The 17,521-nt window shown below is 56.8% G+C and carries 20 protein-coding genes, 1 tRNA gene and 1 other annotated feature; of the genes, 8 read left to right on the top strand and 13 right to left on the bottom strand.

The annotated features are described in order from the left end of the window. Nucleotides 1-17 precede the first annotated feature (17 nt). From A2V21_307805 to A2V21_307855, 11 genes are all read right to left on the bottom strand, one after another. Nucleotides 18-1,286, bottom strand: coding sequence for a phosphomethylpyrimidine synthase (locus A2V21_307805; GenBank protein ID OIJ74174.1), 1,269 nt, complete (start codon nucleotides 1,284-1,286; stop codon nucleotides 18-20). Further along, complete coding sequence (locus A2V21_307810; GenBank protein ID OIJ75108.1) at nucleotides 1,283-1,918, bottom strand: thiamine-phosphate diphosphorylase; 636 nt, start codon at nucleotides 1,916-1,918, stop codon at nucleotides 1,283-1,285. The genes A2V21_307805 and A2V21_307810 overlap by 4 nt, the downstream gene beginning before the upstream one ends. 40 nt (nucleotides 1,919-1,958) lie before the next feature. Continuing rightward, a complete protein-coding gene (locus tag A2V21_307815) occupies nucleotides 1,959-2,726 on the bottom strand; it encodes a prolipoprotein diacylglyceryl transferase (protein OIJ74175.1) in 768 nt (255 codons plus the stop codon). Nucleotides 2,727-2,732: 6 nt separating this feature from the next. After that, the gene (locus A2V21_307820) at nucleotides 2,733-3,500 is read right to left on the bottom strand and encodes a thiazole synthase (GenBank protein ID OIJ74176.1); all 768 of its coding nucleotides are present in this window, start codon (nucleotides 3,498-3,500) and stop codon (nucleotides 2,733-2,735) included. A gap of 40 nt (nucleotides 3,501-3,540) precedes the next feature. After that, entirely contained in the window at nucleotides 3,541-3,741 is a 201-nt protein-coding gene (locus A2V21_307825; protein ID OIJ74177.1) for a thiamine biosynthesis protein ThiS, read from the bottom strand. A gap of 1 nt (nucleotide 3,742) precedes the next feature. After that, on the bottom strand, nucleotides 3,743-5,092 hold the full coding sequence (locus tag A2V21_307830) for a [FeFe] hydrogenase H-cluster radical SAM maturase HydG (protein ID OIJ74178.1): 1,350 nt from the start codon (nucleotides 5,090-5,092) through the stop codon (nucleotides 3,743-3,745). A gap of 117 nt (nucleotides 5,093-5,209) precedes the next feature. Further along, nucleotides 5,210-5,316: a binding site (TPP riboswitch), on the bottom strand. An 88-nt stretch (nucleotides 5,317-5,404) separates the two neighbouring features. After that, entirely contained in the window at nucleotides 5,405-5,998 is a 594-nt protein-coding gene (locus A2V21_307835) for a hypothetical protein (GenBank protein OIJ74179.1), read from the bottom strand. Nucleotides 5,999-6,106: 108 nt separating this feature from the next. Further along, nucleotides 6,107-7,441 (bottom strand): hypothetical protein, encoded by a 1,335-nt coding sequence (locus tag A2V21_307840; protein ID OIJ74180.1) that lies wholly within the window; start codon nucleotides 7,439-7,441, stop codon nucleotides 6,107-6,109. Further along, a complete protein-coding gene (locus A2V21_307845) occupies nucleotides 7,434-7,826 on the bottom strand; it encodes a hypothetical protein (GenBank protein OIJ74181.1) in 393 nt (130 codons plus the stop codon). Before A2V21_307845 ends, A2V21_307840 begins: the two co-directional genes overlap by 8 nt. A 17-nt stretch (nucleotides 7,827-7,843) precedes the next feature. Further along, a complete protein-coding gene (locus A2V21_307850; protein ID OIJ74182.1) occupies nucleotides 7,844-8,545 on the bottom strand; it encodes a glycosyl transferase family 2 in 702 nt (233 codons plus the stop codon). Nucleotides 8,546-8,665: 120 nt separating this feature from the next. Beyond that, nucleotides 8,666-8,752: transfer RNA gene (locus A2V21_307855), tRNA-Leu, on the bottom strand. A 162-nt stretch (nucleotides 8,753-8,914) separates the two neighbouring features. On the opposite strand from A2V21_307855, the gene A2V21_307860 reads away from it, so the two are divergent. From A2V21_307860 to A2V21_307895, 8 genes are all read left to right on the top strand, one after another. Further along, nucleotides 8,915-9,559: a fructose-6-phosphate aldolase gene (locus A2V21_307860; GenBank protein OIJ74183.1), complete on the top strand. Its 645-nt coding sequence runs from the start codon at nucleotides 8,915-8,917 to the stop codon at nucleotides 9,557-9,559. Between the two features lie 276 nt (nucleotides 9,560-9,835). Then, the gene (locus tag A2V21_307865; GenBank protein ID OIJ74184.1) at nucleotides 9,836-10,123 is read left to right on the top strand and encodes a stress responsive protein; all 288 of its coding nucleotides are present in this window, start codon (nucleotides 9,836-9,838) and stop codon (nucleotides 10,121-10,123) included. Next, nucleotides 10,113-12,284, top strand: coding sequence for a ribonuclease R (locus A2V21_307870; GenBank protein ID OIJ74185.1), 2,172 nt, complete (start codon nucleotides 10,113-10,115; stop codon nucleotides 12,282-12,284). Before A2V21_307865 ends, A2V21_307870 begins: the two co-directional genes overlap by 11 nt. Then, a complete protein-coding gene (locus tag A2V21_307875) occupies nucleotides 12,281-13,966 on the top strand; it encodes a hypothetical protein (protein ID OIJ74186.1) in 1,686 nt (561 codons plus the stop codon). Before A2V21_307870 ends, A2V21_307875 begins: the two co-directional genes overlap by 4 nt. A 36-nt stretch (nucleotides 13,967-14,002) precedes the next feature. Next, nucleotides 14,003-14,932 carry a riboflavin biosynthesis protein RibF gene (locus tag A2V21_307880; protein ID OIJ74187.1) on the top strand — a complete coding sequence of 310 codons (930 nt, stop codon included), beginning with the start codon at nucleotides 14,003-14,005 and terminating at the stop codon, nucleotides 14,930-14,932. Next, nucleotides 14,929-15,801, top strand: a complete 873-nt coding sequence (locus A2V21_307885; protein ID OIJ74188.1) for a shikimate dehydrogenase — start codon at nucleotides 14,929-14,931, stop codon at nucleotides 15,799-15,801. The genes A2V21_307880 and A2V21_307885 overlap by 4 nt, the downstream gene beginning before the upstream one ends. Then, a complete protein-coding gene (locus A2V21_307890; GenBank protein ID OIJ74189.1) occupies nucleotides 15,798-16,508 on the top strand; it encodes a hypothetical protein in 711 nt (236 codons plus the stop codon). The genes A2V21_307885 and A2V21_307890 overlap by 4 nt, the downstream gene beginning before the upstream one ends. Before the next feature lie 3 nt (nucleotides 16,509-16,511). Then, nucleotides 16,512-16,733 (top strand): hypothetical protein, encoded by a 222-nt coding sequence (locus A2V21_307895; GenBank protein OIJ74190.1) that lies wholly within the window; start codon nucleotides 16,512-16,514, stop codon nucleotides 16,731-16,733. An 11-nt stretch (nucleotides 16,734-16,744) separates the two neighbouring features. Here the strand turns inward: A2V21_307895 and A2V21_307900 are convergent, their stop codons facing one another. Continuing rightward, nucleotides 16,745-17,209 carry a hypothetical protein gene (locus A2V21_307900; GenBank protein OIJ74191.1) on the bottom strand — a complete coding sequence of 155 codons (465 nt, stop codon included), beginning with the start codon at nucleotides 17,207-17,209 and terminating at the stop codon, nucleotides 16,745-16,747. A gap of 128 nt (nucleotides 17,210-17,337) precedes the next feature. After that, the gene (locus tag A2V21_307905; GenBank protein OIJ74192.1) at nucleotides 17,338-17,520 is read right to left on the bottom strand and encodes a DUF4177 domain-containing protein; all 183 of its coding nucleotides are present in this window, start codon (nucleotides 17,518-17,520) and stop codon (nucleotides 17,338-17,340) included. Between the last annotated feature and the right edge of the window lies 1 nt (nucleotide 17,521).

The raw sequence follows: 17,521 nt of genomic DNA on the forward strand, positions 1-17,521 counted from the left end.
CTGCCCAGTGCGAAATATTATTTCTGTATCTTTATCGCGCAGAGCTGGCCGCACATGGTGCAGACCGATTCATCCTCCGGCGGGCTCGCCTCCCTTATAGCCCTTGTCCTCCTGGGGTCTATCGCAAGCCTTATCTGCCCTTCCCAGTCAAGGGCCTTCCTTGCCTTGGAGAGGGCTATATCGGCCTCCATCGCCCCCTTCGCCTTCTTCGCTATGTCACCGGCGTGCGCGGCTATCCGGCAGGCGACGACACCTTCCCTTACGTCATCCACATCGGGGAGCCTCAGGTGCTCGCTTGGGGTCACGTAGCAGAGGAAGTCTGCCCCGGCCCCGGCTGCTATGGCCCCGCCGATGGCAGAGGTGATATGGTCATAGCCTGGCGCTATGTCGGTTACAAGGGGGCCAAGGACATAGAATGGCGCGCCGTTGCAGAGCCTCTTCTGGAGTATGATATTCGCCTCTATCTGGTCTAAGGGCACATGTCCCGGCCCCTCTATCATGACCTGCACGCCCTCGTCGAAGGCCTTTTTAGCGAGCTCGCCCAGGGTTATAAGCTCATGTACCTGCCCCCTGTCGGTCGCGTCGGCGATGCAGCCGGGCCTCAATCCGTCGCCGAGGCTCAGGACCATGTCGTACCTTTTGGCTATCTTGATAAGCCTGTCGTACTGTTCGTAGAGCGGGTTCTCCTTCTTGTTGAACTTCATCCACTCGGCGGTGAGGGCGCCTCCGCGGCTCACTATTCCCATGATGCGCCCCTCTTTTTTCACCTTCTCCACGGAGCTTCTTGTAACGCCGCAGTGGACCGTTACGAAGTCTACTCCGTCTTCCGCGTGCGCCTCGATAGAAGCGAACATCTCCTCTGAGTCGATCTCCACAAAGGATTTGCCCTTTTTCCTCGCGTCATAAGCGGCCTGGTAAATGGGGACCGTGCCGATGGGGACAGTGGACTCGGCCATGACCGAGCGCCTTATGGCAGAGACGTCGCCTCCGGTGGAGAGGTCCATGACGGCGTCGGCGCCGGCCTCTATCGCGGCCCTGAGTTTCGTAAGCTCTTCATTGACGTCAACCTTGTCCTGGGAGGAGCCGATGTTGGCGTTGACCTTGGTGCGCAGGCCCCTGCCAACGGCAAGCCCCTTTATCGAGCGGTGGAGCTTGTTCCTGGTTATTATGATTACGCCCTCTTCTATGCCCTTTCGTATGTACTCCGCTTCAACGCCCTCGGAGAGCGCGGCGTTTTTCATCTCTTCCGTAACGATGCCCCTGCGGGCGGCCTCAAGCTGTGTCATCTTATCTCCTTGTCTATTGCCTGCATTCCCGTTAGTAGTTCCCTTGCCGCGCCTTCCGCGTCCACGCAAGACAAAAGCGCTCTGATAAGCGCGGCGTAAGCCCCTGTGGAGGCGGCCTCCCCGATATTTTCTATGTTTATCCCTCCGAGCGCGTATACCGGTATCGAGAGCGCGCGGACGGCCTTTTCAAGCTCTTCTACCCCAAGCGGCTCTCCGTACATGGCCTTTGACGGGGTGTGGTAGACAGGGCCGAAGGTCACGAAGTCGGCCCCCTGAGACTCAGCCAGCCTTGCCTCTTTTACGGAGTGGGTCGAGACCCCTATTATGCCCTCTTTGCCCAAAAGCTCCCTGGCGGATGAGGCCGGATAGCTTATTGAGGTAAGGTGTACCCCGTCGGCCCCGCAAAGCATCGCTATATCGGCCCGGTCGTTTATAAGGAGCCTCGCGCCCCAGGCGCGGGTCAGCTCACGAAGTTCGTTGGCGAGCCCAAGGAGTTCTCTGGCTGAGAGATCCTTTTCCCTGAGCTGCACGAGCTTGACTCCTCCACGCAGGGCCGCTTCAACGGTAGAAAGAAATGCCCCGGAGGCGCAGGCCGACCTGTCTGTTATGAGGTAGAGCTTTGGCAGTTCCAAGTCAAATTCTCTGCTGAACAAATCAGTATTTCAACGACTGCTAAGCCTTCCATAGCCTCCGTGAGACTATGACGATGACGCTTACAGCCGCTATCGAAACGCTTACGGCCTGTGCGGCCTTCATCGAGTCCATCATGAGGCTGTCGGCCCTGAAGCCCTCGACGACGAAACGTCCGATGGAGTACAGCGTAAGGTATACGGCAAAGATGAAGCCGCTCTTATGCTCCCTTTTTTTAAGGTAGAACCACAGGAAAGAAAATATCCCCAGGTTTATGAGCATCTCGTAGAGCATGACCGGGTGGAGCGGTATGCCAGGGAACTCAGAGCCGGCTATCGATCCCGGCGGAAAGACTATGCCCCACGGAAGGTCTGTCGGCCTGCCGTGGGCGTCGCCGTTCATGAAGTTGCCGAACCTGCCGAAGGCCTGGCCGAGTATTATTGAGGGGGCTACCGCGTCAGCCATCCGCCAGAAGGCTATCGACTTTCTGCGGAGGAACAGCCATGCCGCCGAGATGCCGCCCAGGAGCCCGCCGTGTATGGCAAGTCCGCCATGCCAGACCGCCGGTATCTCAAAGGGGTTCGCGCCGTAATAGTCCCAGTTGAAGGCGACGTAGTAGGCCCTTGCGCCGATGATGCCGCCGACCACGGTCCAGATGATGAAGTTCATCACGTCGTCCTGAGTGAGGGCGATCTTTTTCCTCTTGACCTCTTTCGTGATGAGCACGCTCGCCACGAGTATGGCGACGACGTACATGAGGCCGTAGAACCTTACCGCAACCGGTCCGAATTGAAATAGTACAGGGTGCATAGCTGCCTACTGTATTACGCCGGCAAGAGGGCTGGACGCCGCGGCGTAGAGCTTTTTCGGTATCCTGCCGGACAAAAATGCCAGACGGCCCGCCTCTACCGCGAGGTTCATCGCCCTCGCCATCGAGACAGGGTCATCGGCCCCGGCGATGCCGGTATTCATGAGGAGCCCGTCGCAGCCGAGCTCCATCGCTATCGCCGCGTCGGAGGCGGTCCCGACACCGGCGTCAACGATCACCGGGATCTTTATCATCTCGCGTATGATCTGGATATTGTAAGGGTTCCTGATCCCAAGGCCAGAGCCTATGGGAGCGGCAAGGGGCATCACGGCAGCGCACCCGGCCTCTTCAAGTTTTTTAGCCATGATGGGGTCGTCGTTGGTGTATGGCAGCACAGTAAAGCCTTCCTTCACAAGGACCCTGGCGGCCTCAAGAAGGGCCTCGTTATCCGGGAAAAGGGTCCTCTGGTCGCCTATGACCTCCAGCTTCACGAAATCGGTTGCAAGCGCCTCCCTCGCCAGCCGTGCCGTCCTTATCGCCTCTTCAGCCGTGTAGCAGGCGGCGGTGTTTGGCAGGAGCGTATACTTTTTCGGGTCTATGTGGTCAAGGAGCGATTCACTCCCGCGGTCGAGGTTGACTCTTCTGACGGCGACCGTTACCACCTCGGCGCCAGAGGCCTCAAGGGCCTTTACCATTATCTCGTTGGAAGGGTACTTGCCTGTGCCTACCATCAGGCGCGACCTGAACTTGTATTTCCCTATCTTAAGCACGTCCATGCTCTTCTCCTTTTGCTAATTCGACGGGTCCGGGTCCTCTTTATCCCCCGCCGACCATCCTGACTATTTCCAAAGTGTCGCCTTCTTTAAGGACCGTAGAGCCCAGAAGCCTCCTGGGCACTATCTCCCTGTTGAGGTCAACGGCTATGCCCTCTCTTTTTATGGAGAGGGATTCAAGAAGGGCTTCTACAGTGCTCCCTTCCTGGGCCTCTCTGTCTTCTCCGTTGATCTTTATCTTCATCTTAAAAGTAGAGGTCCCTTTTGCCTTCCTCTATCGCCTTGAGCTTCCCGGCAAGCGCTTTTTTAAGGCCCGGATCAGTTACGTCCTTCAGCCCTTCCTCTATCGCCCGCTCTACCGCATCTCTTCCGCCGTTCTGGCAGAAGTCCAGCAGGTACTCCTTCAAGGTGAGTAGCGCGTTCGCCTGGCAGAACTTTCCCATCGCTCCGGCAAGGGTCGTATCCAGGAAGCTCTCCCCGGTCCTGCCGACCCTGTAGCATGTCGTGCACAGGCTCGGGAGCAGCCCCTCGTCGACGATGGAATCTATGACCTCGGCAAGGCTCCTGTGGTCGTTTGTGGAGAACTGCTCAAGGGTCTTGTCCCCGGCATACCCGCCGGGGTTTGTCTTCGAAGCGGCGCTCAGCTGGGTGGCCCCTGTATGTATGAGCTCGCCCCTGAAGCCGGCCTCTTCCCTGGTGGAGGCGACTATCCCGGCAGTAGGCACGCTCAGGCGGAATACCGCCACGACCTTCTTCAGCTCATCGTCAGAGACCTTGTGGGGCACCTCGGCCAACCCCGACTCCGCCGGCCTCAGGCGCGGGATAGAGATAGTATGGGCATGTGCGCCGAACCTTTCAAAAAGGTGCAGCGAGTGGGCTATTGACGCGAGAGCGTCGAACCTATAGTCATAGAGGCCGAGAAGGGGCCCGATGCCCACGTCGTCAAAGCCGGCCTCCATGGCCCTGTCCATCACGTCGAGCCTGAAGTCATAGTCCTTTTTCCTGCCGGAAGGGTGCATGAGCGCGTAGGTAGGCCTGTGATAGGTCTCCTGGAAGGACTGGTAGACCCCGGTCCCGGCCCGCTTAAGCTCCCTGAGAGAGTCTGTATCCATGGGAGGGGCGTTCACATGGACTATCCTTATCCCGGTCCCCTCGTATATAGCCCTTACGCATGAAACGATATAATCAAGGCCCCACCTCCGGTCCTCTCCGGTTACAAGCAGGACGCGCTTGAAGCCCATGGCCTCGAGAGACCTTGCCTCCGCCACCACCTCATCGACGGTAAGGGCCTTTCTCGCCAACCCCTTGTTCTGGCTCCTGAAGCCGCAGTACTTGCAGCCGTTGGTGCAATAGTTCGAGAGGTAAAGGGGCGCGAAAAGGACTATGCGCCTGCCGAAGACACGCTCCTTGACCTCTCCGGCCCTTTGAAGCATGAGCTTCGTAAGCTCCGCGTCCCTGGTAGCCAGGAGCACCGCGGCCTCTTCAAGGGTTAGCCCCTTTGCCCTGGACGCTATCTCAAGGACCCGGAGGGTATCGGCCTTATCCGGCTCGCCTATGGCCGAGAGGCTTTCTATATTTTCATGGTCTATTGACATAATGGGTTGTTTATTCCTGTAAGCAGGCTGAAGCCTGAATGTGGATTAAGTTTTGCGGCTACCTGTTAAAATAAAAAAAGCCGCCAGAGGCGGCTTTCAGGCGCGATGCGCCTGTGATCTTGTTGTCAGCCGCTTCCCTACGCTGGTATTAACCAGATCAGGTCGTTAGGGTCTTCCCTCAAGCGGGAACTCTCAGCCCTGTCCGGACTCCCCTAGCGTAATTTCAGATAAGAATAGCAGTCAAATCCCCGCCTGTCAAATCGCTTTGGCCAGCGTGGGCAAAAAAAGGAGCTGGGCGGGTTTAAGGCGTTGTTAAAGGAGCTTGCTGGCCGAGATGATGGTCTCCGCAATCTCGCGCATCTTCTTGTTTTCTTTCTGCGAATGGGTCTGGAGGAGCTTGAAGGCGTCGTCTTCCGAGATATTGCACCTTTTCATGAGGATGCCCTTGGCGCGCTCGACCATCTTCCTGGTCTCGATGGCGTCCTTGAGGTCGCTGACCTCGACCTTAAGGCTTTTGAACTCATTGTACCTTGCCATGGCGAGCTTTATGGCTGGCTCAAGCTGCTTTTTTGTGACCGGCTTGACGAGGTAGGCGAAGACTCCGGACTCTATGGCCTTGCTGGCCATCTCATCAGACGAAAGGCCTGTTATGAGGATGATAGGCATGGGGCCCTTCGAGGAGATCGCCTTGGCAGCGTCTATGCCGTCCATCTCAGGCATCTTGACGTCCATTATGACAAGGTTCGGTTTTAACTCTTCGACCAGCTCCACCGCAGCCAGCCCGTTCGATACGGCCTCGACCTGATAGCCAAGGAGCTCAAGCTGGTTTTTAAGGAAGAGTCTCGTTTTTGAGTTGTCCTCAGCTATAAGGACTTTTTTTGCCTTCGCGGGAGACGGAGTGGTCATGGCCTGGTAGCCCTCTTGGGAGTTTCCGATTAGGATAACTTAGATACGGCCTTGAGTCAATATTTTATTTTAGTTTGAGGGGTTACGCTGATACGGGAGCGCGCCGTATCAGACCCCTTCAGGGCCGGGATTGCGTTGCAGGCGCGAAAAAAGCCTGTTTACAGCCGAGTCGACAACGAGGACGAAGATAAAGAAGTAGCCGAGCGAGGCCAGGTAGACCCTGTGCTCATAGATAGCGTCCGCGATGGGTATGAAACTCGACGTGGGCGAAAGTATTATGAAGAACCATAATATGAAGAAGGCCGCCACCCGTGCCTTCGAATCCGGGTCCTTCCTCGACCTTAAAAGGAGATATGCGGCGGCGCCTGTTATGACAAGCAATATGGCGAGAGAGAGGGCAGGCGGCGGCATGGGAAAGTTGAGCGCCGTACCCGGGGCCGCTTCCGGCGCCTTGAAGAGCCCGCTGGCCCAGGGGAAGTCGTAATCGAGGTTCTGGTTGGCCGGCACCGCGAGGAGGGCCAGGTAGTATACGATGACGTTGAACTGGGTATAAAGGTACTCCTCTGGGCTTATCCTGGAGACATTAAAGCCAGCGGTGTAGTCGTGCCTCGTCTTTCCCGCCGGTGCTCCGGCGCCATCTTCGAGACCGGAGAGGTCTTTCACGATAGGGGCGGCGTAGATCGATTCAGCGGCGCTCTCCTCGCTTAAGTCGTTGAACCCGCCAAGCGGCACGACCGTCATGTAGGTAAAGTACGCGAACAGGAGAGCGAGAAGGGCGTATACAGGCCATTTTCTGAGCATCTCGCCGAGACTACCCCTTGCGATGAACAGATAGTCGTAAAGGACGATGACCGCCGGGAGGGTGTATGTTATCTCCTTGGAGTAGAAGGCGAGGAGATAGGAGAGGGCGACACCCGTGTATAGGGCGCCACGTTTGATCGCGCCGGAAGCCCTGGAAGCTCCGATGAAAAGCAGGAGCGCGAGCAGATAGAACATGCCGGACAGAGACTCCATCCGCTGCACTATATAGGTGACCGCCTGTGTCTGTATCGGATGTACGGCGAAAAGCAGCGCGGAGAATGCGGCCAGCCGCCTGGAGGAGCCCTCCTGGACCTTGACCAGCCTTAAGGTCGCAAGCACGAGGAGGTAGGCAAGCGAGGCGTTTATTATGTGAACCGCCAGGTTCACCGCGTGGTAGCCCCGTACGTCGAGGCCGCCTATGGCGTAGTTGACCGCAAAGGTGAGTAAGGTGAAGCCCCTGATATTGTTGACTATTTCGCGGATATTCCCGAGGTCCCGCAGGAGGTGGTTGTCCCGTATGATGGGGCCGTCGTCGTACTGGAAAGCCGCTGTAAAGGTATTTGAGTAGACAGCCACGGTAACAAGGGCCATGAAAATGACGAAGAGCGGGCTGAACCAGCGGCTTAAGAAGAGCCTATCCATCGGAAGGGCCCTTGCCGTCCCCTTTTCTGGTGCCAGACGGGTCTATGCCCGCCTCCTTGAGCGCGTTCTTAAGGAGCGTTATCTCCTGTGCCAGCGTCTTGTTCTTCTCGTGGAATATCGAGATGACCACGGAGAAGTGGAGGTTTATGAGGAGCACGAAGAGGAAGGCGACAAGGAAGAGGAGGGAAGGGGGATAGGCTATGCCGATGAAGCCCGCAAAGCTGTCGAGCAGCTCCTTTTTGAGCGACAGGCCCGTTATGATGACAGCGGCTACCAGCCAGAGTACAGAGTACTTCTCCTTGAGAAGCCCCCTCCTGATGAAGTCGATCACGAAGGCGAAGAGCAGTAAAGAGCCGGCTATCGAGAATACCTGGATAAGATACATCAGTCCTCTTTTGGTGCTCAGGTCCTCTTGATGAGGTCTACCAGGATGGCAAGGAAGACCTTGAACATATAATAGACCGATTTCACCGGCGTTATGGAAGAGCGCCCCCCGGACCTCTCCGACATCTTTACAGGGACTTCCATTATACTAAAACCGTTTTTGTGAAGCAATACGAGAGCTTCCACTTCCGGGTAGTCGTCCGGGTAGTGTCGGCTAAAAAACCTTATGCAGTTCTGCCCCGCTGCCCTGAAGCCGGAGGTCGTGTCGGTAAGGCGCGACCTTACTATCGACGAGACTACCCTTGAGAAAAAAGCCATCCCGACCCCCCTGGCGATAGAAGGCCTGTAGTCTCCCTCCCCGAGAAAACGCGAGCCGACTACAAGGTCTGCCTTGCCCTCAGCAACCGGCCTTACGATATCGCGTATCTGCTCGGCAGGGTGCTGGCCGTCACCGTCAATCTGCACCGCTATTTTATATCCGCGTTGAAGGGCGTACTTGTATCCGGTCTGCATGGTGGCGCCTATGCCAAGGTTGTATATATGGTTTAACACAGGCACCCCAAGCATTTCGGCTATGGCGGCTGTCCGGTCTGTGGACCCGTCGTTTATGACGACTATATCGGCCTGAGGGACGTGCTTCATTACAGAGGAGATGACGCTGCCAATGGCAGCCGCCTCATTGAAGGCCGGGATTATGACCAGCAGCTCGTGGGGTTTCATCTCATGGACAAGGGCCGAACCGGGCCTCGGTATCTTTTTGAAAAGGGATACCGGAAGGTTAAATAAATTACTGCATCAGTGTAGGGCGCTCGAAAACTGTTCGAGTCCCGTCAATAAATATGGTGCCGAAGGGGGGACTCGAACCCCCACAGGCTTTCACCCACAAGAACCTGAATCTTGCGCGTCTGCCAATTCCGCCACTTCGGCTTTTAAGATGCCCTCTTTAAGCCCCGGCAGGCTATTTAAGCCTTGAAATAAGGGCTGATTCAGGCTATCATCCACATTAAAAACAGGGGAGTGCGAATTACTCGCCCTCTCGACAATTTGAAATATTCCCACAGTAAAAAACTTTAGTCAAGGGAGTTTTTGATGAAGTTCTTTATCGATACCGCGAATCTCGACGAGATACGTACCGCCGACGAATGGGGGCTCATAGACGGCGTTACCACGAACCCCTCTCTTGTGGCAAAGGAAAAATGCGACTTCAAGGGGCGAATAAAGGAGATATGCTCGATAATAGACGGCCCTGTGAGCGCGGAGGCGGTAAGCCTTGACGCCTCCGGCATGATCTCGGAGGCGAGGGAGCTTTCAAAGATAGACAAGAACGTGGTCGTAAAGCTTCCGATGACACTTGACGGGCTCAAGGCGGTGAAGGCCGTGAGCAAGGAAGGGATAAAGACGAACGTCACACTTGTATTCTCACCGGTGCAGGCCCTTATGGCCGCCAAGGCCGGCGCTACATACGTGAGCCCCTTCATCGGAAGGCTCGACGACATCTCCCAAGTCGGTATGGAGATAATAGCGCAGATACTGGAGATATACGATAACTACGGCTTCACCACCGAGATAATAGCCGCAAGCATCCGGCACCCTGTGCACGTGCTCGACAGCGCGAGGATCGGCGCCCATGTCGCCACCATACCTTTCAAGGTCCTCGAACAGCTCGCGAAGCACCCGCTCACGGATATAGGCATTGAAAGGTTCCTCAAGGACTGGGAGAAGGTCCCGAAGTGACCTTCTGCCCCTCCCGGGGCGTGACACCCCGGGAGGGATTTTGACCCAAAGACCCGGCGCGGCCCCCCCAGGGGCAGAGCGCCACATAGGGGAGTTTTATAACGAGACCATACGCCTCCAGCCAGATCCCCCGCATGGCCCCCAAGCGGGGCCCCTCCGTTCTTTTTCTCCAGCGAAATACGCCCTGTACCCTTAAGGGATATACTTACAGAGTGGCTATAAAGCCTCTGCCCCGGTGGCAGGGACTTATTTTAAAATATTTTAAGAGGTGAAGGTTTGATAACGCACGTCGTTTTATTCAAGCTCAAGGAGAGCTCCCCTGACGCTATCGCGAGGACGGTAAAGATGCTCAAAGGACTTGTGGGAAAGGTGCCCCGGATAAGGGGGCTGGAGGTGGGGACCGACGTGCTCAAGTCCCAGCGCTCTTACGATATTTCCCTTACGGTCAAGTTCGATTCGTTAAACGACCTTGAGGCCTACCAGACTCACCCGGAGCACGTCCTGGTTGCCCAGCATATAGCCTCCGTGAGGGAAGCGGTGGCGGTAGTCGATTATGAGTCCTGACAGGCCTGTCCGGGAAGAAGAGCTTAAAAAAAAGGTGCTCGCCTTCATGGAAGGGGAGGCCCCTGGCCCCCTGACCTTCAGGGAGCTCGTCCATGCCTTCGGTGTCGCGCGTGACGGGAGGGATTCTTTCAGGCGCGCTGTAAAGGCGATGGTCGCCGATGGGCTCCTCATAAAGACCAGGGGCGGCAAGTACGGCCTGCCCGCGAAGATGAACCTCGTGAACGGAGAGCTGGTCTGCCACCCTGACGGCTACGGCTTCGTCGTGCCTGAGGGCCGCAAAGGCAGGGAAGGCGACATCTTCATCAGCAACCGCAGGCTTGCCGGAGCGATGCACGGCGACACCGTTGTCGCCAGGGTAGACGGTATTAAATCCGGCGGCAGGCGTGAGGGCTCGATAATAAGGATAGTCGCGAGAGCGCGGAAAACCATTGTCGGCAGGTTCGAATTGGGCAGGGGCTTCGGGGTGGTGATACCCTCTGACCAGAGGTTGATAAACGAGTTCATAATACCGCCGAAAGAGGCCAAAGGCGTAGAGGCTGGAAAGATAGTATCGGTGGAGATAACCAGCTGGCCCGCCAGGAACATGGCTGGCACCGGAAGGGTACTGGAAGTGCTCGGCGACCCTGACGACCCGGACGTCGAGGCTGACGTGATACTCCGTAAATACGGCCTGCCGAACAGGTTCCCGGCCGATGTCATGGCTGAGGTAGGCCCTGTCCCCGCGGTGGTAACCGAGGAAGAGCTCGGCGGCAGGCTTGACCTGAGGGAACGGACGACCTTCACCATAGACGGCGAGACCGCCAAGGACTTTGACGATGCCGTTTCCATCGAGAAGACCCCCAGGGGGTACAGGCTCTGGGTGTCGATAGCCGACGTGGGCTACTATGTGAAGGAAGGCTCGGCGATAGACCGGGAGGCGTACGCGAGGGGCACGAGCGTCTACTTCCCTGACAGGGCCATCCCCATGCTCCCCGAGGCGCTCTCCAACGGGATATGTAGCCTTAACCCAAAGGTCGACAGGCTCACCATGACCGCGGAGATAGAGTTTGACTCCGCCGGCAATCCAGTAAAGAAAAGGTTCTACGAGAGCGTCATCCGGAGTGTCGAGAGGATGACCTATACGAACGTCAAAAAGCTCATAATGGACGAGGACCCGGTACTTGCCGGGAGGTACGCACGGATACTCCCTGACCTCAAGCTCATGGCGGAGCTTGCTGGAAAGCTCATGAAGAGGAGGTCGGAGGAGGGCTCTATCGACTTCGACCTGCCTGAGCCGCAGATAATAATAGATATCGAGGGCAGGGTCGAGGACATCGTAAGGTCAGAGAGGAATATAGCGCACAGGCTCATCGAGGAGTTCATGCTCTCGGCCAACAGGGCCGTTGCTGAAGAGTTCTCAAGCCGCGCCCTGCCGTTCATATACAGGATACATGATGAGCCCTCGGAGGATTCCATCGCGGACTTCAAGGACTTCGCGGGGAGCTTCGGGCTGCGCTTCGAGTACGACGGCCCGAAGTCCTTCCAGTCGGTGTTAAAGAAGGCCGAGGGCAGGCCAGAGGAGAAGCTCATAAACCACGTGCTCCTGCGTTCGATGAGGCAGGCGGTCTACTCTGAAGAAAACGTTGGGCACTTCGGGTTGGCCTTCGAGGACTATACGCATTTCACCTCGCCCATCAGAAGATACCCCGACCTGGTAGTGCACAGGCTCTTGAAGCTCCTTTTGAAAAAGAGGTATTCACCTGAGGTCCGCGACACGATGGAAGCGGCCCTGCCGGAGGTGGCCTCCCATACCTCTGCCCGCGAAAGGAAGGCGATGGAGGCGGAAAGGGAGATAGCCGACCTCAAGAAGTGCCAGTTCATGAAGGACAAGGTCGGAGAGGTCTACGAAGGGTTAATCTCAGGCGTTACGAGCTTCGGATTTTTCGTGGAGCTTAAGGACTACTTTGTCGAAGGGCTTGTGCACGTCTCCATGCTCTCGGACGATTACTATATATTCGATGAGAAGCGCCATACCCTTACGGGGGAGAGGACGAGAAAGGTCTACAGGCTCGCCGACGAGGTCAGGGTAAAGGTAAACGGCGTGGACCTGGAAAGACGCAGGGTAGATCTCGCCCTCGATGTCAAAGAGCCGGCGAAGGCGAGGAAAAAGGGGCGCAGATGAACCCGTTAAGGTTCCATACGGCCTATAAGAGCGCAGGGAGGCTCAAAGAGATCGCCGCGGTGCTGGTGCGCCACGGCTTTTTCCCTCTGATGGAAAGGCTCCATCTGACAAGGCTCTTATCCTTTTCCCTGAAGCTTGCAGGCCGGAGGATCACGAAGGAGAGGGAGGAGCTTACCCAGCCTGTGAGGACGAGGCTCGCGATGGAAGCGCTCGGGCCGACCTTCATCAAGTTCGGCCAGATACTCTCGACCAGGCCCGACGTCGTGCCTCACGAGTATATAATAGAGTTCCTCAAGCTCCAGGACTCGGTAGCCCCGTTCCCCTTCAGCGAGGCCAGGAAGGTCATAGAGGCGGAGTTCGCCTGCCCGGCATCTGACATCTTCTCTTCCATAGAAGAGACGCCCATAGCCGCCGCCTCGATAGCGCAGGTGCACAGGGCCGTCACAACCGGCGGGGAAGAGGTCGTCATAAAGGTCCAGAGGCCCGGCATAGAGGCGACCATCGATACCGACATAGCCATCCTGAGATACCTTGCCAGGCTGGTCTTCAAGCATATGCCGGAGAGCAGGCTCTACGACCCGGAGGGGATGGTAGAGGAGTTCTCGCGCGTCATAAAAAAGGAGATGGACTTTACCCTTGAAGCGAGCTACACCGAGAAGTTCAGGGAGAACTTCTCAAGCGACAGCAGGGTCAAGGTGCCAAAGGTCTACTGGGAGCGCACGGGCAGGAACGTCCTTACGATGGAGCGCGTCCACGGGATAAAGGTAGACAACACGGGCAGGCTCAGGGAAGAGGGGATAGACACCGCCGCGATAGCCCACCTTGTGGCGGATATCTTCTTCAAGCAGGTATTCGAGTTCGGCCTCTTCCACGGAGACCTCCACTCCGGCAATGTCTTCGTGGTCTCTGAGGCGCAGATAGCGCTGGTCGATTTCGGCATCGTCGGCAGGATAGATGACGCCATGAAGCATGACCTCGCGGATATCCTCATAACCTTCGTGCAACAGGACTTCGAGGGGATGATAAAGGTCTACCAGAGGATGGGAATACTTCCCGAGAAGATAGACAGGGCCGCCTTTGAAAGCGAGTACCATGACATAATCATCCACTACTTCGGCAGGCCGTTGAAATACGTCAAGATAGGCGAGCTCCTTCTCGATTACATAAGGCTCGCCGCCCGGCATAATATAAGGCTTCCGAGGGAGCTTCTCCTTTTTGATAAATGCCTCATCGAGCTCGAAGGGCTCGCAAGGGTCCTCTACCCGGAGGTCAATATCCTTGATGAGAGCGAGCCTTACGCAAGGAAGCTTTACGTGCAGAGGCTCAAGCCAGGGGCTTTGATGGGGCGCGCCCTTTCGGCCGCGGAGGACTATAAGGACCTCGTGATGGATTTCCCTTCCCAGGCCGACCGCATAATGAAGAAGGTGCTCGACGACAGGCTCCGGATCGAGTTCCTGCACAGGGGGCTCGAGGACTTCATGGGCGAGATGGACAGGTCGTCGAACAGGCTCACCTTCGCCGTCATCATCGCGGCCTTGATAATAGGCTCATCCATGGTAATAGCGGCTGAGGCGGCCCCAAGGATATTCGGCCTTCCCGTGCTTGGCCTCCTGGGCTTCATAATAGCCTCGGTCCTCGGCTTCTGGCTCGTGGTGCAGATATTGAGGTCTGGGAAGTTTTGAGGGGACGACCCTTTTAATCTTTGCGTCTGGATGGGTATGCGTATCTTTCGTGACCCGGGCAAACTCGGGAAGATCAAGAAGAAGACCGTCGTTACCCTTGGCAACTTCGACGGCGTGCACCTTGGGCACAGGAAGATAATCGGCAAGGTGAGGGAGAGGGCCGGGAGGCTCGGTTGCCTCTCTGCCGTATATACCTTCGAGCCGCACCCCCTCAAGGTAGTCGCGCCTCTTAGAAGCCCGCCCCTTATAATAGATACCGCGAAAAAGGCGGAGCTGGTGGGGGCGCTCGGCATCGATTATATGGTCATCGCCAGGTTCACGAAGGAGTTTGCCTCAAAGCACCCCAGGGAATTTGTCGAGGAGGAGATAAAGCCGCTCGGCGCGGTAGAGGTCTGGGTCGGCCATGACTTCTCCTTCGGCAGGGGCAAGGCCGGGACCGTCGACTATTTAAAGAAGCTCGGAAGCGAGCTGGGCTTCAGCGTCCACGTCATATCCGCCTACATGCTGGGCGGCGAGGTCGTCAGCTCTTCCCGCATACGCCGTCTTGTAAGCGAGGGCAAGGTCGGAGAAGCGGCAAGGCTCCTCGGCTGCCCGTTTTCGATAAAAGGCAGGGTGGTGAGGGGAAAGGCGATAGGAAAGGAGATAGGCTTTCCTACGGCGAACCTTTTTGTGGAAAGCGAGCTCGTTCCAGCTGGCGGGGTCTACGCCGCCTTCGCCACCGTTGGCGGCAGGAGGCTCAAGGCGGTCCTCAACATAGGCACGGCCCCTACATTCGGCGGCAAGAAGAGGTGTGTAGAGGTACACATACTCGGGTTCAGGGACGATATATATGGTAAAAAGGTCGAGGTGGAGTTCATAAGAAGGCTCAGGGGCGAGCGCGCCTTCGCGTCAAGGGAGGCCCTCGTTCGACAGATAAGGAAAGACGCCGCCAGGGGCGAAAGAATACTTTCAAGGACCGTTAAATGAGGATAAATGGAAAGACACTTGTAGCGGGCATCTTCGGGGACCCGATAACGCATACGCTCTCCCCGGCCATGCACAACGCCGCCTTCAAGGCCGTGGGCCTTAACGCGGTCTTTGTCCCCTTCCATGTGAAGGCAGGGCAGGACAAAGAGCTCAAGGCAGCGGTAGAGGGGATAAGGGCCATGAACCTCCTTGGGGTGAACATAACCATCCCCCACAAGGAGAAGGTCATGAAGTACCTTGATGAGATAGACCCCTTCGCGATGGACCTTGGCGCGGTCAACACGGTCGTGAACAGGGGCGGCAGGCTCGTCGGTTATAATACGGACGGGGCCGGGTATCTCCTTAGCCTTAGAGACGAGACAGGCTTCAGGCCTGCCAGAAAAAAGATTATCATAATAGGCGCCGGCGGGGCGGCAAGGAGCATATTATATTCGATGCTGGGCATGAAGCCGTCGACTGTTGTGCTCGTCAACAGGACCGTAAAGAGGGCGGACTCTCTGGCTAAGGCCTTCGCCCAAAAGTTCTCTCTCACCGATATAAAGGCTGTCGTACTTCAAAGGGCGGCGCTCATCGAGCACTTCGCCTACGCAGACCTCGTCGTCAATACGACCTCCATGGGGATGATGGGCAAGGGCGCTCTCGATCTGCCCCTGGAGGCCCTTCCGCCAAAGGCGATTGTATCGGATATTGTATACAGGCCCCTTCGGACAGACCTTTTGAAAGGGGCGGAGAGAAGGGGCCTTAAGACCCACGAGGGGCTCGGCATGCTCGTCCGCCAGGGGGCGATAGGCTTTGAGTTGTGGACCGGGAAAAAGGCCCCGGTGGCCGTTATGGAGGAGGCCGCGAAGAAGGCGCTCAGGCAAAGATGAAGACGGTATTCATAGCCGACGGGCATTTGAAGGGTTCGCTCGACCCCAACCAGAAAAGTCTTGTAAGGTTCCTCGATTCCCTCAGGGCCGACACCCTCGTGGTGCTCGGCGACCTCTTCGATTTCTGGACAGGCTCCAATAGCGTTGCCGCGAAAGAATACAGGCCGGTCCTCGAAGCGTTCATGCGCCTCAAGCGGCGGGGGGTCAAGATAATATACTGCGAGGGCAACCACGACTTCTCGATGGGCCCGTTCTTCAAAAACGACCTGGCGGCATCTATTCTGCCTGAGATCTCCGAGATCGATATCGACGGGAAGAGGTTCCTCCTGGGCCATGGGGATACAGTTGCGATGACTAAAGGGTACAGGCTGTGGAGGTGGTACCTTAGAAGCCCGTTTTTTAAAGTAACGGCAGCCTTGGCGACCCCCAGGGGGGTCTGGACCATAGCGACTAAACTTTCAAAGAAGAGCAGGCGAAGGGGCGCTCCGTACCCGGCAAAGAACCATATCGAGGAAAGGCTCAGGGACTTCGCCAGAGATAAGCTTTCAGAAGGGCTCGACGCGGTGCTCTTCGGCCACTCCCATGCGGCCGGGGTGCACAGGGAGGCAAAGGGCGTTTACGCGAACCCCGGGAGCTGGGCGGCAGATCACACCTGTCTCGTCTATGAGGACGGAAGCTTTAGCGTAATCGAATGGAAGGAAGGGTAGGATATGGAGATACCCTGTCATCTGCTTACGGATAGCGCCCTGGAAGGGCTCATAGAGGAGTACGTTACAAGGGAAGGGACCGACTACGGCCAGAGCGCCCATACGCTTGAGGCAAAGGCAAAACAGGTGCGGCGGCAGCTTGAGGCGGGCCTTGCAGTGATAGTCTATGACGAGACTGAGATGACCTGCAATATCGTGCCCGGGGAGAGCCTGAAGAATAAATAGACTGCCAGCTGCTACTCGCGCCCTATTACAACCGTCTCAGCCAGCCTGTCGCCGAACCTCGCCCCCCGCTCATCCGTGTAGATAAGGAGCATCTCAAAGCCTATGACCGCCAGGGTCGCCGCGAGGAAGAGGACTTTCCCGAGGTATGGTATCCAGCTTACGATATACCAGACTATTATGAGGATGGCAAACGGGGAGTTCCTGATGATAGACCTCTTGAAGTCGCACGGCTCTCTGGTATCCATGGCCACGGCCCTGATGCCTACGATCCTTTTCCCGATGCTCTGCCCGCCCATGAGGCCGTCGGAGATGAGTATGTAGGTTATCCCGGCCAAAGGACCGATGATGGCAGGGAAGACAAAGAACGCGCCCATGACGAGGAAGTCGATGAACTTGGCCAGAAAGCGCTCGAGGACGTCAGCCTTTGGGAAGGGCTCTGCGTTGGCCCCTATGTTGTTGGTATATTCCTCAGCCATGCGTGTCGCCTTTATGCTGTCATTGCGAGCGGAGCTAAACAATCTCCAAGTGCCTGATGGCTTCGGCTCACACACTCGCAATGACGAATCAACAAAACCAGAGATTCCCTGATCTTTAGAGGACGCCTTTAGCCATCCTCCGGCTCGTCGCGCGTGAAGAGCAGGAAGGCCATGGAGGGGCGTTTTGAGGCGTCCCTCATGGTGAAATGGATGTTCTCGATCCGCCATCCCTCTGGTGTAGCCGAGTTTAGCGTCTTTTCGATAGTCTCGTCCGTTACGGTAGAGAGCTCTATTACCTTGTACTTAAGCATA

The organism is Deltaproteobacteria bacterium GWC2_55_46 (assembly GCA_001595385.3).
Classification (GTDB): Bacteria; Desulfobacterota; GWC2-55-46; order GWC2-55-46; family GWC2-55-46; genus UBA5799.

Bases quoted from the DNA above. Each gene is read 5' to 3' on its own strand.
- A2V21_307870 (OIJ74185.1), top strand. From the start codon at position 10,113: ATGAGTCCTGACAGGCCTGTCCGGGAAGAAGAGCTTAAAAAAAAGGTG.
- A2V21_307835 (OIJ74179.1), bottom strand. From the start codon at position 5,998: ATGACCACTCCGTCTCCCGCGAAGGCAAAAAAAGTCCTTATAGCTGAG.
- A2V21_307830 (OIJ74178.1), bottom strand. From the start codon at position 5,092: ATGTCAATAGACCATGAAAATATAGAAAGCCTCTCGGCCATAGGCGAG.
- A2V21_307840 (OIJ74180.1), bottom strand. From the start codon at position 7,441: ATGGATAGGCTCTTCTTAAGCCGCTGGTTCAGCCCGCTCTTCGTCATT.
- A2V21_307815 (OIJ74175.1), bottom strand. From the start codon at position 2,726: ATGCACCCTGTACTATTTCAATTCGGACCGGTTGCGGTAAGGTTCTAC.
- A2V21_307895 (OIJ74190.1), top strand. From the start codon at position 16,512: ATGGAGATACCCTGTCATCTGCTTACGGATAGCGCCCTGGAAGGGCTC.
- A2V21_307875 (OIJ74186.1), top strand. From the start codon at position 12,281: ATGAACCCGTTAAGGTTCCATACGGCCTATAAGAGCGCAGGGAGGCTC.
- A2V21_307890 (OIJ74189.1), top strand. From the start codon at position 15,798: ATGAAGACGGTATTCATAGCCGACGGGCATTTGAAGGGTTCGCTCGAC.
- A2V21_307900 (OIJ74191.1), bottom strand. From the start codon at position 17,209: ATGGCTGAGGAATATACCAACAACATAGGGGCCAACGCAGAGCCCTTC.
- A2V21_307905 (OIJ74192.1), bottom strand. From the start codon at position 17,520: ATGCTTAAGTACAAGGTAATAGAGCTCTCTACCGTAACGGACGAGACT.
- A2V21_307825 (OIJ74177.1), bottom strand. From the start codon at position 3,741: ATGAAGATAAAGATCAACGGAGAAGACAGAGAGGCCCAGGAAGGGAGC.
- A2V21_307860 (OIJ74183.1), top strand. From the start codon at position 8,915: ATGAAGTTCTTTATCGATACCGCGAATCTCGACGAGATACGTACCGCC.
- A2V21_307850 (OIJ74182.1), bottom strand. From the start codon at position 8,545: ATGAAACCCCACGAGCTGCTGGTCATAATCCCGGCCTTCAATGAGGCG.
- A2V21_307885 (OIJ74188.1), top strand. From the start codon at position 14,929: ATGAGGATAAATGGAAAGACACTTGTAGCGGGCATCTTCGGGGACCCG.
- A2V21_307805 (OIJ74174.1), bottom strand. From the start codon at position 1,286: ATGACACAGCTTGAGGCCGCCCGCAGGGGCATCGTTACGGAAGAGATG.
- A2V21_307845 (OIJ74181.1), bottom strand. From the start codon at position 7,826: ATGTATCTTATCCAGGTATTCTCGATAGCCGGCTCTTTACTGCTCTTC.
- A2V21_307880 (OIJ74187.1), top strand. From the start codon at position 14,003: ATGCGTATCTTTCGTGACCCGGGCAAACTCGGGAAGATCAAGAAGAAG.
- A2V21_307820 (OIJ74176.1), bottom strand. From the start codon at position 3,500: ATGGACGTGCTTAAGATAGGGAAATACAAGTTCAGGTCGCGCCTGATG.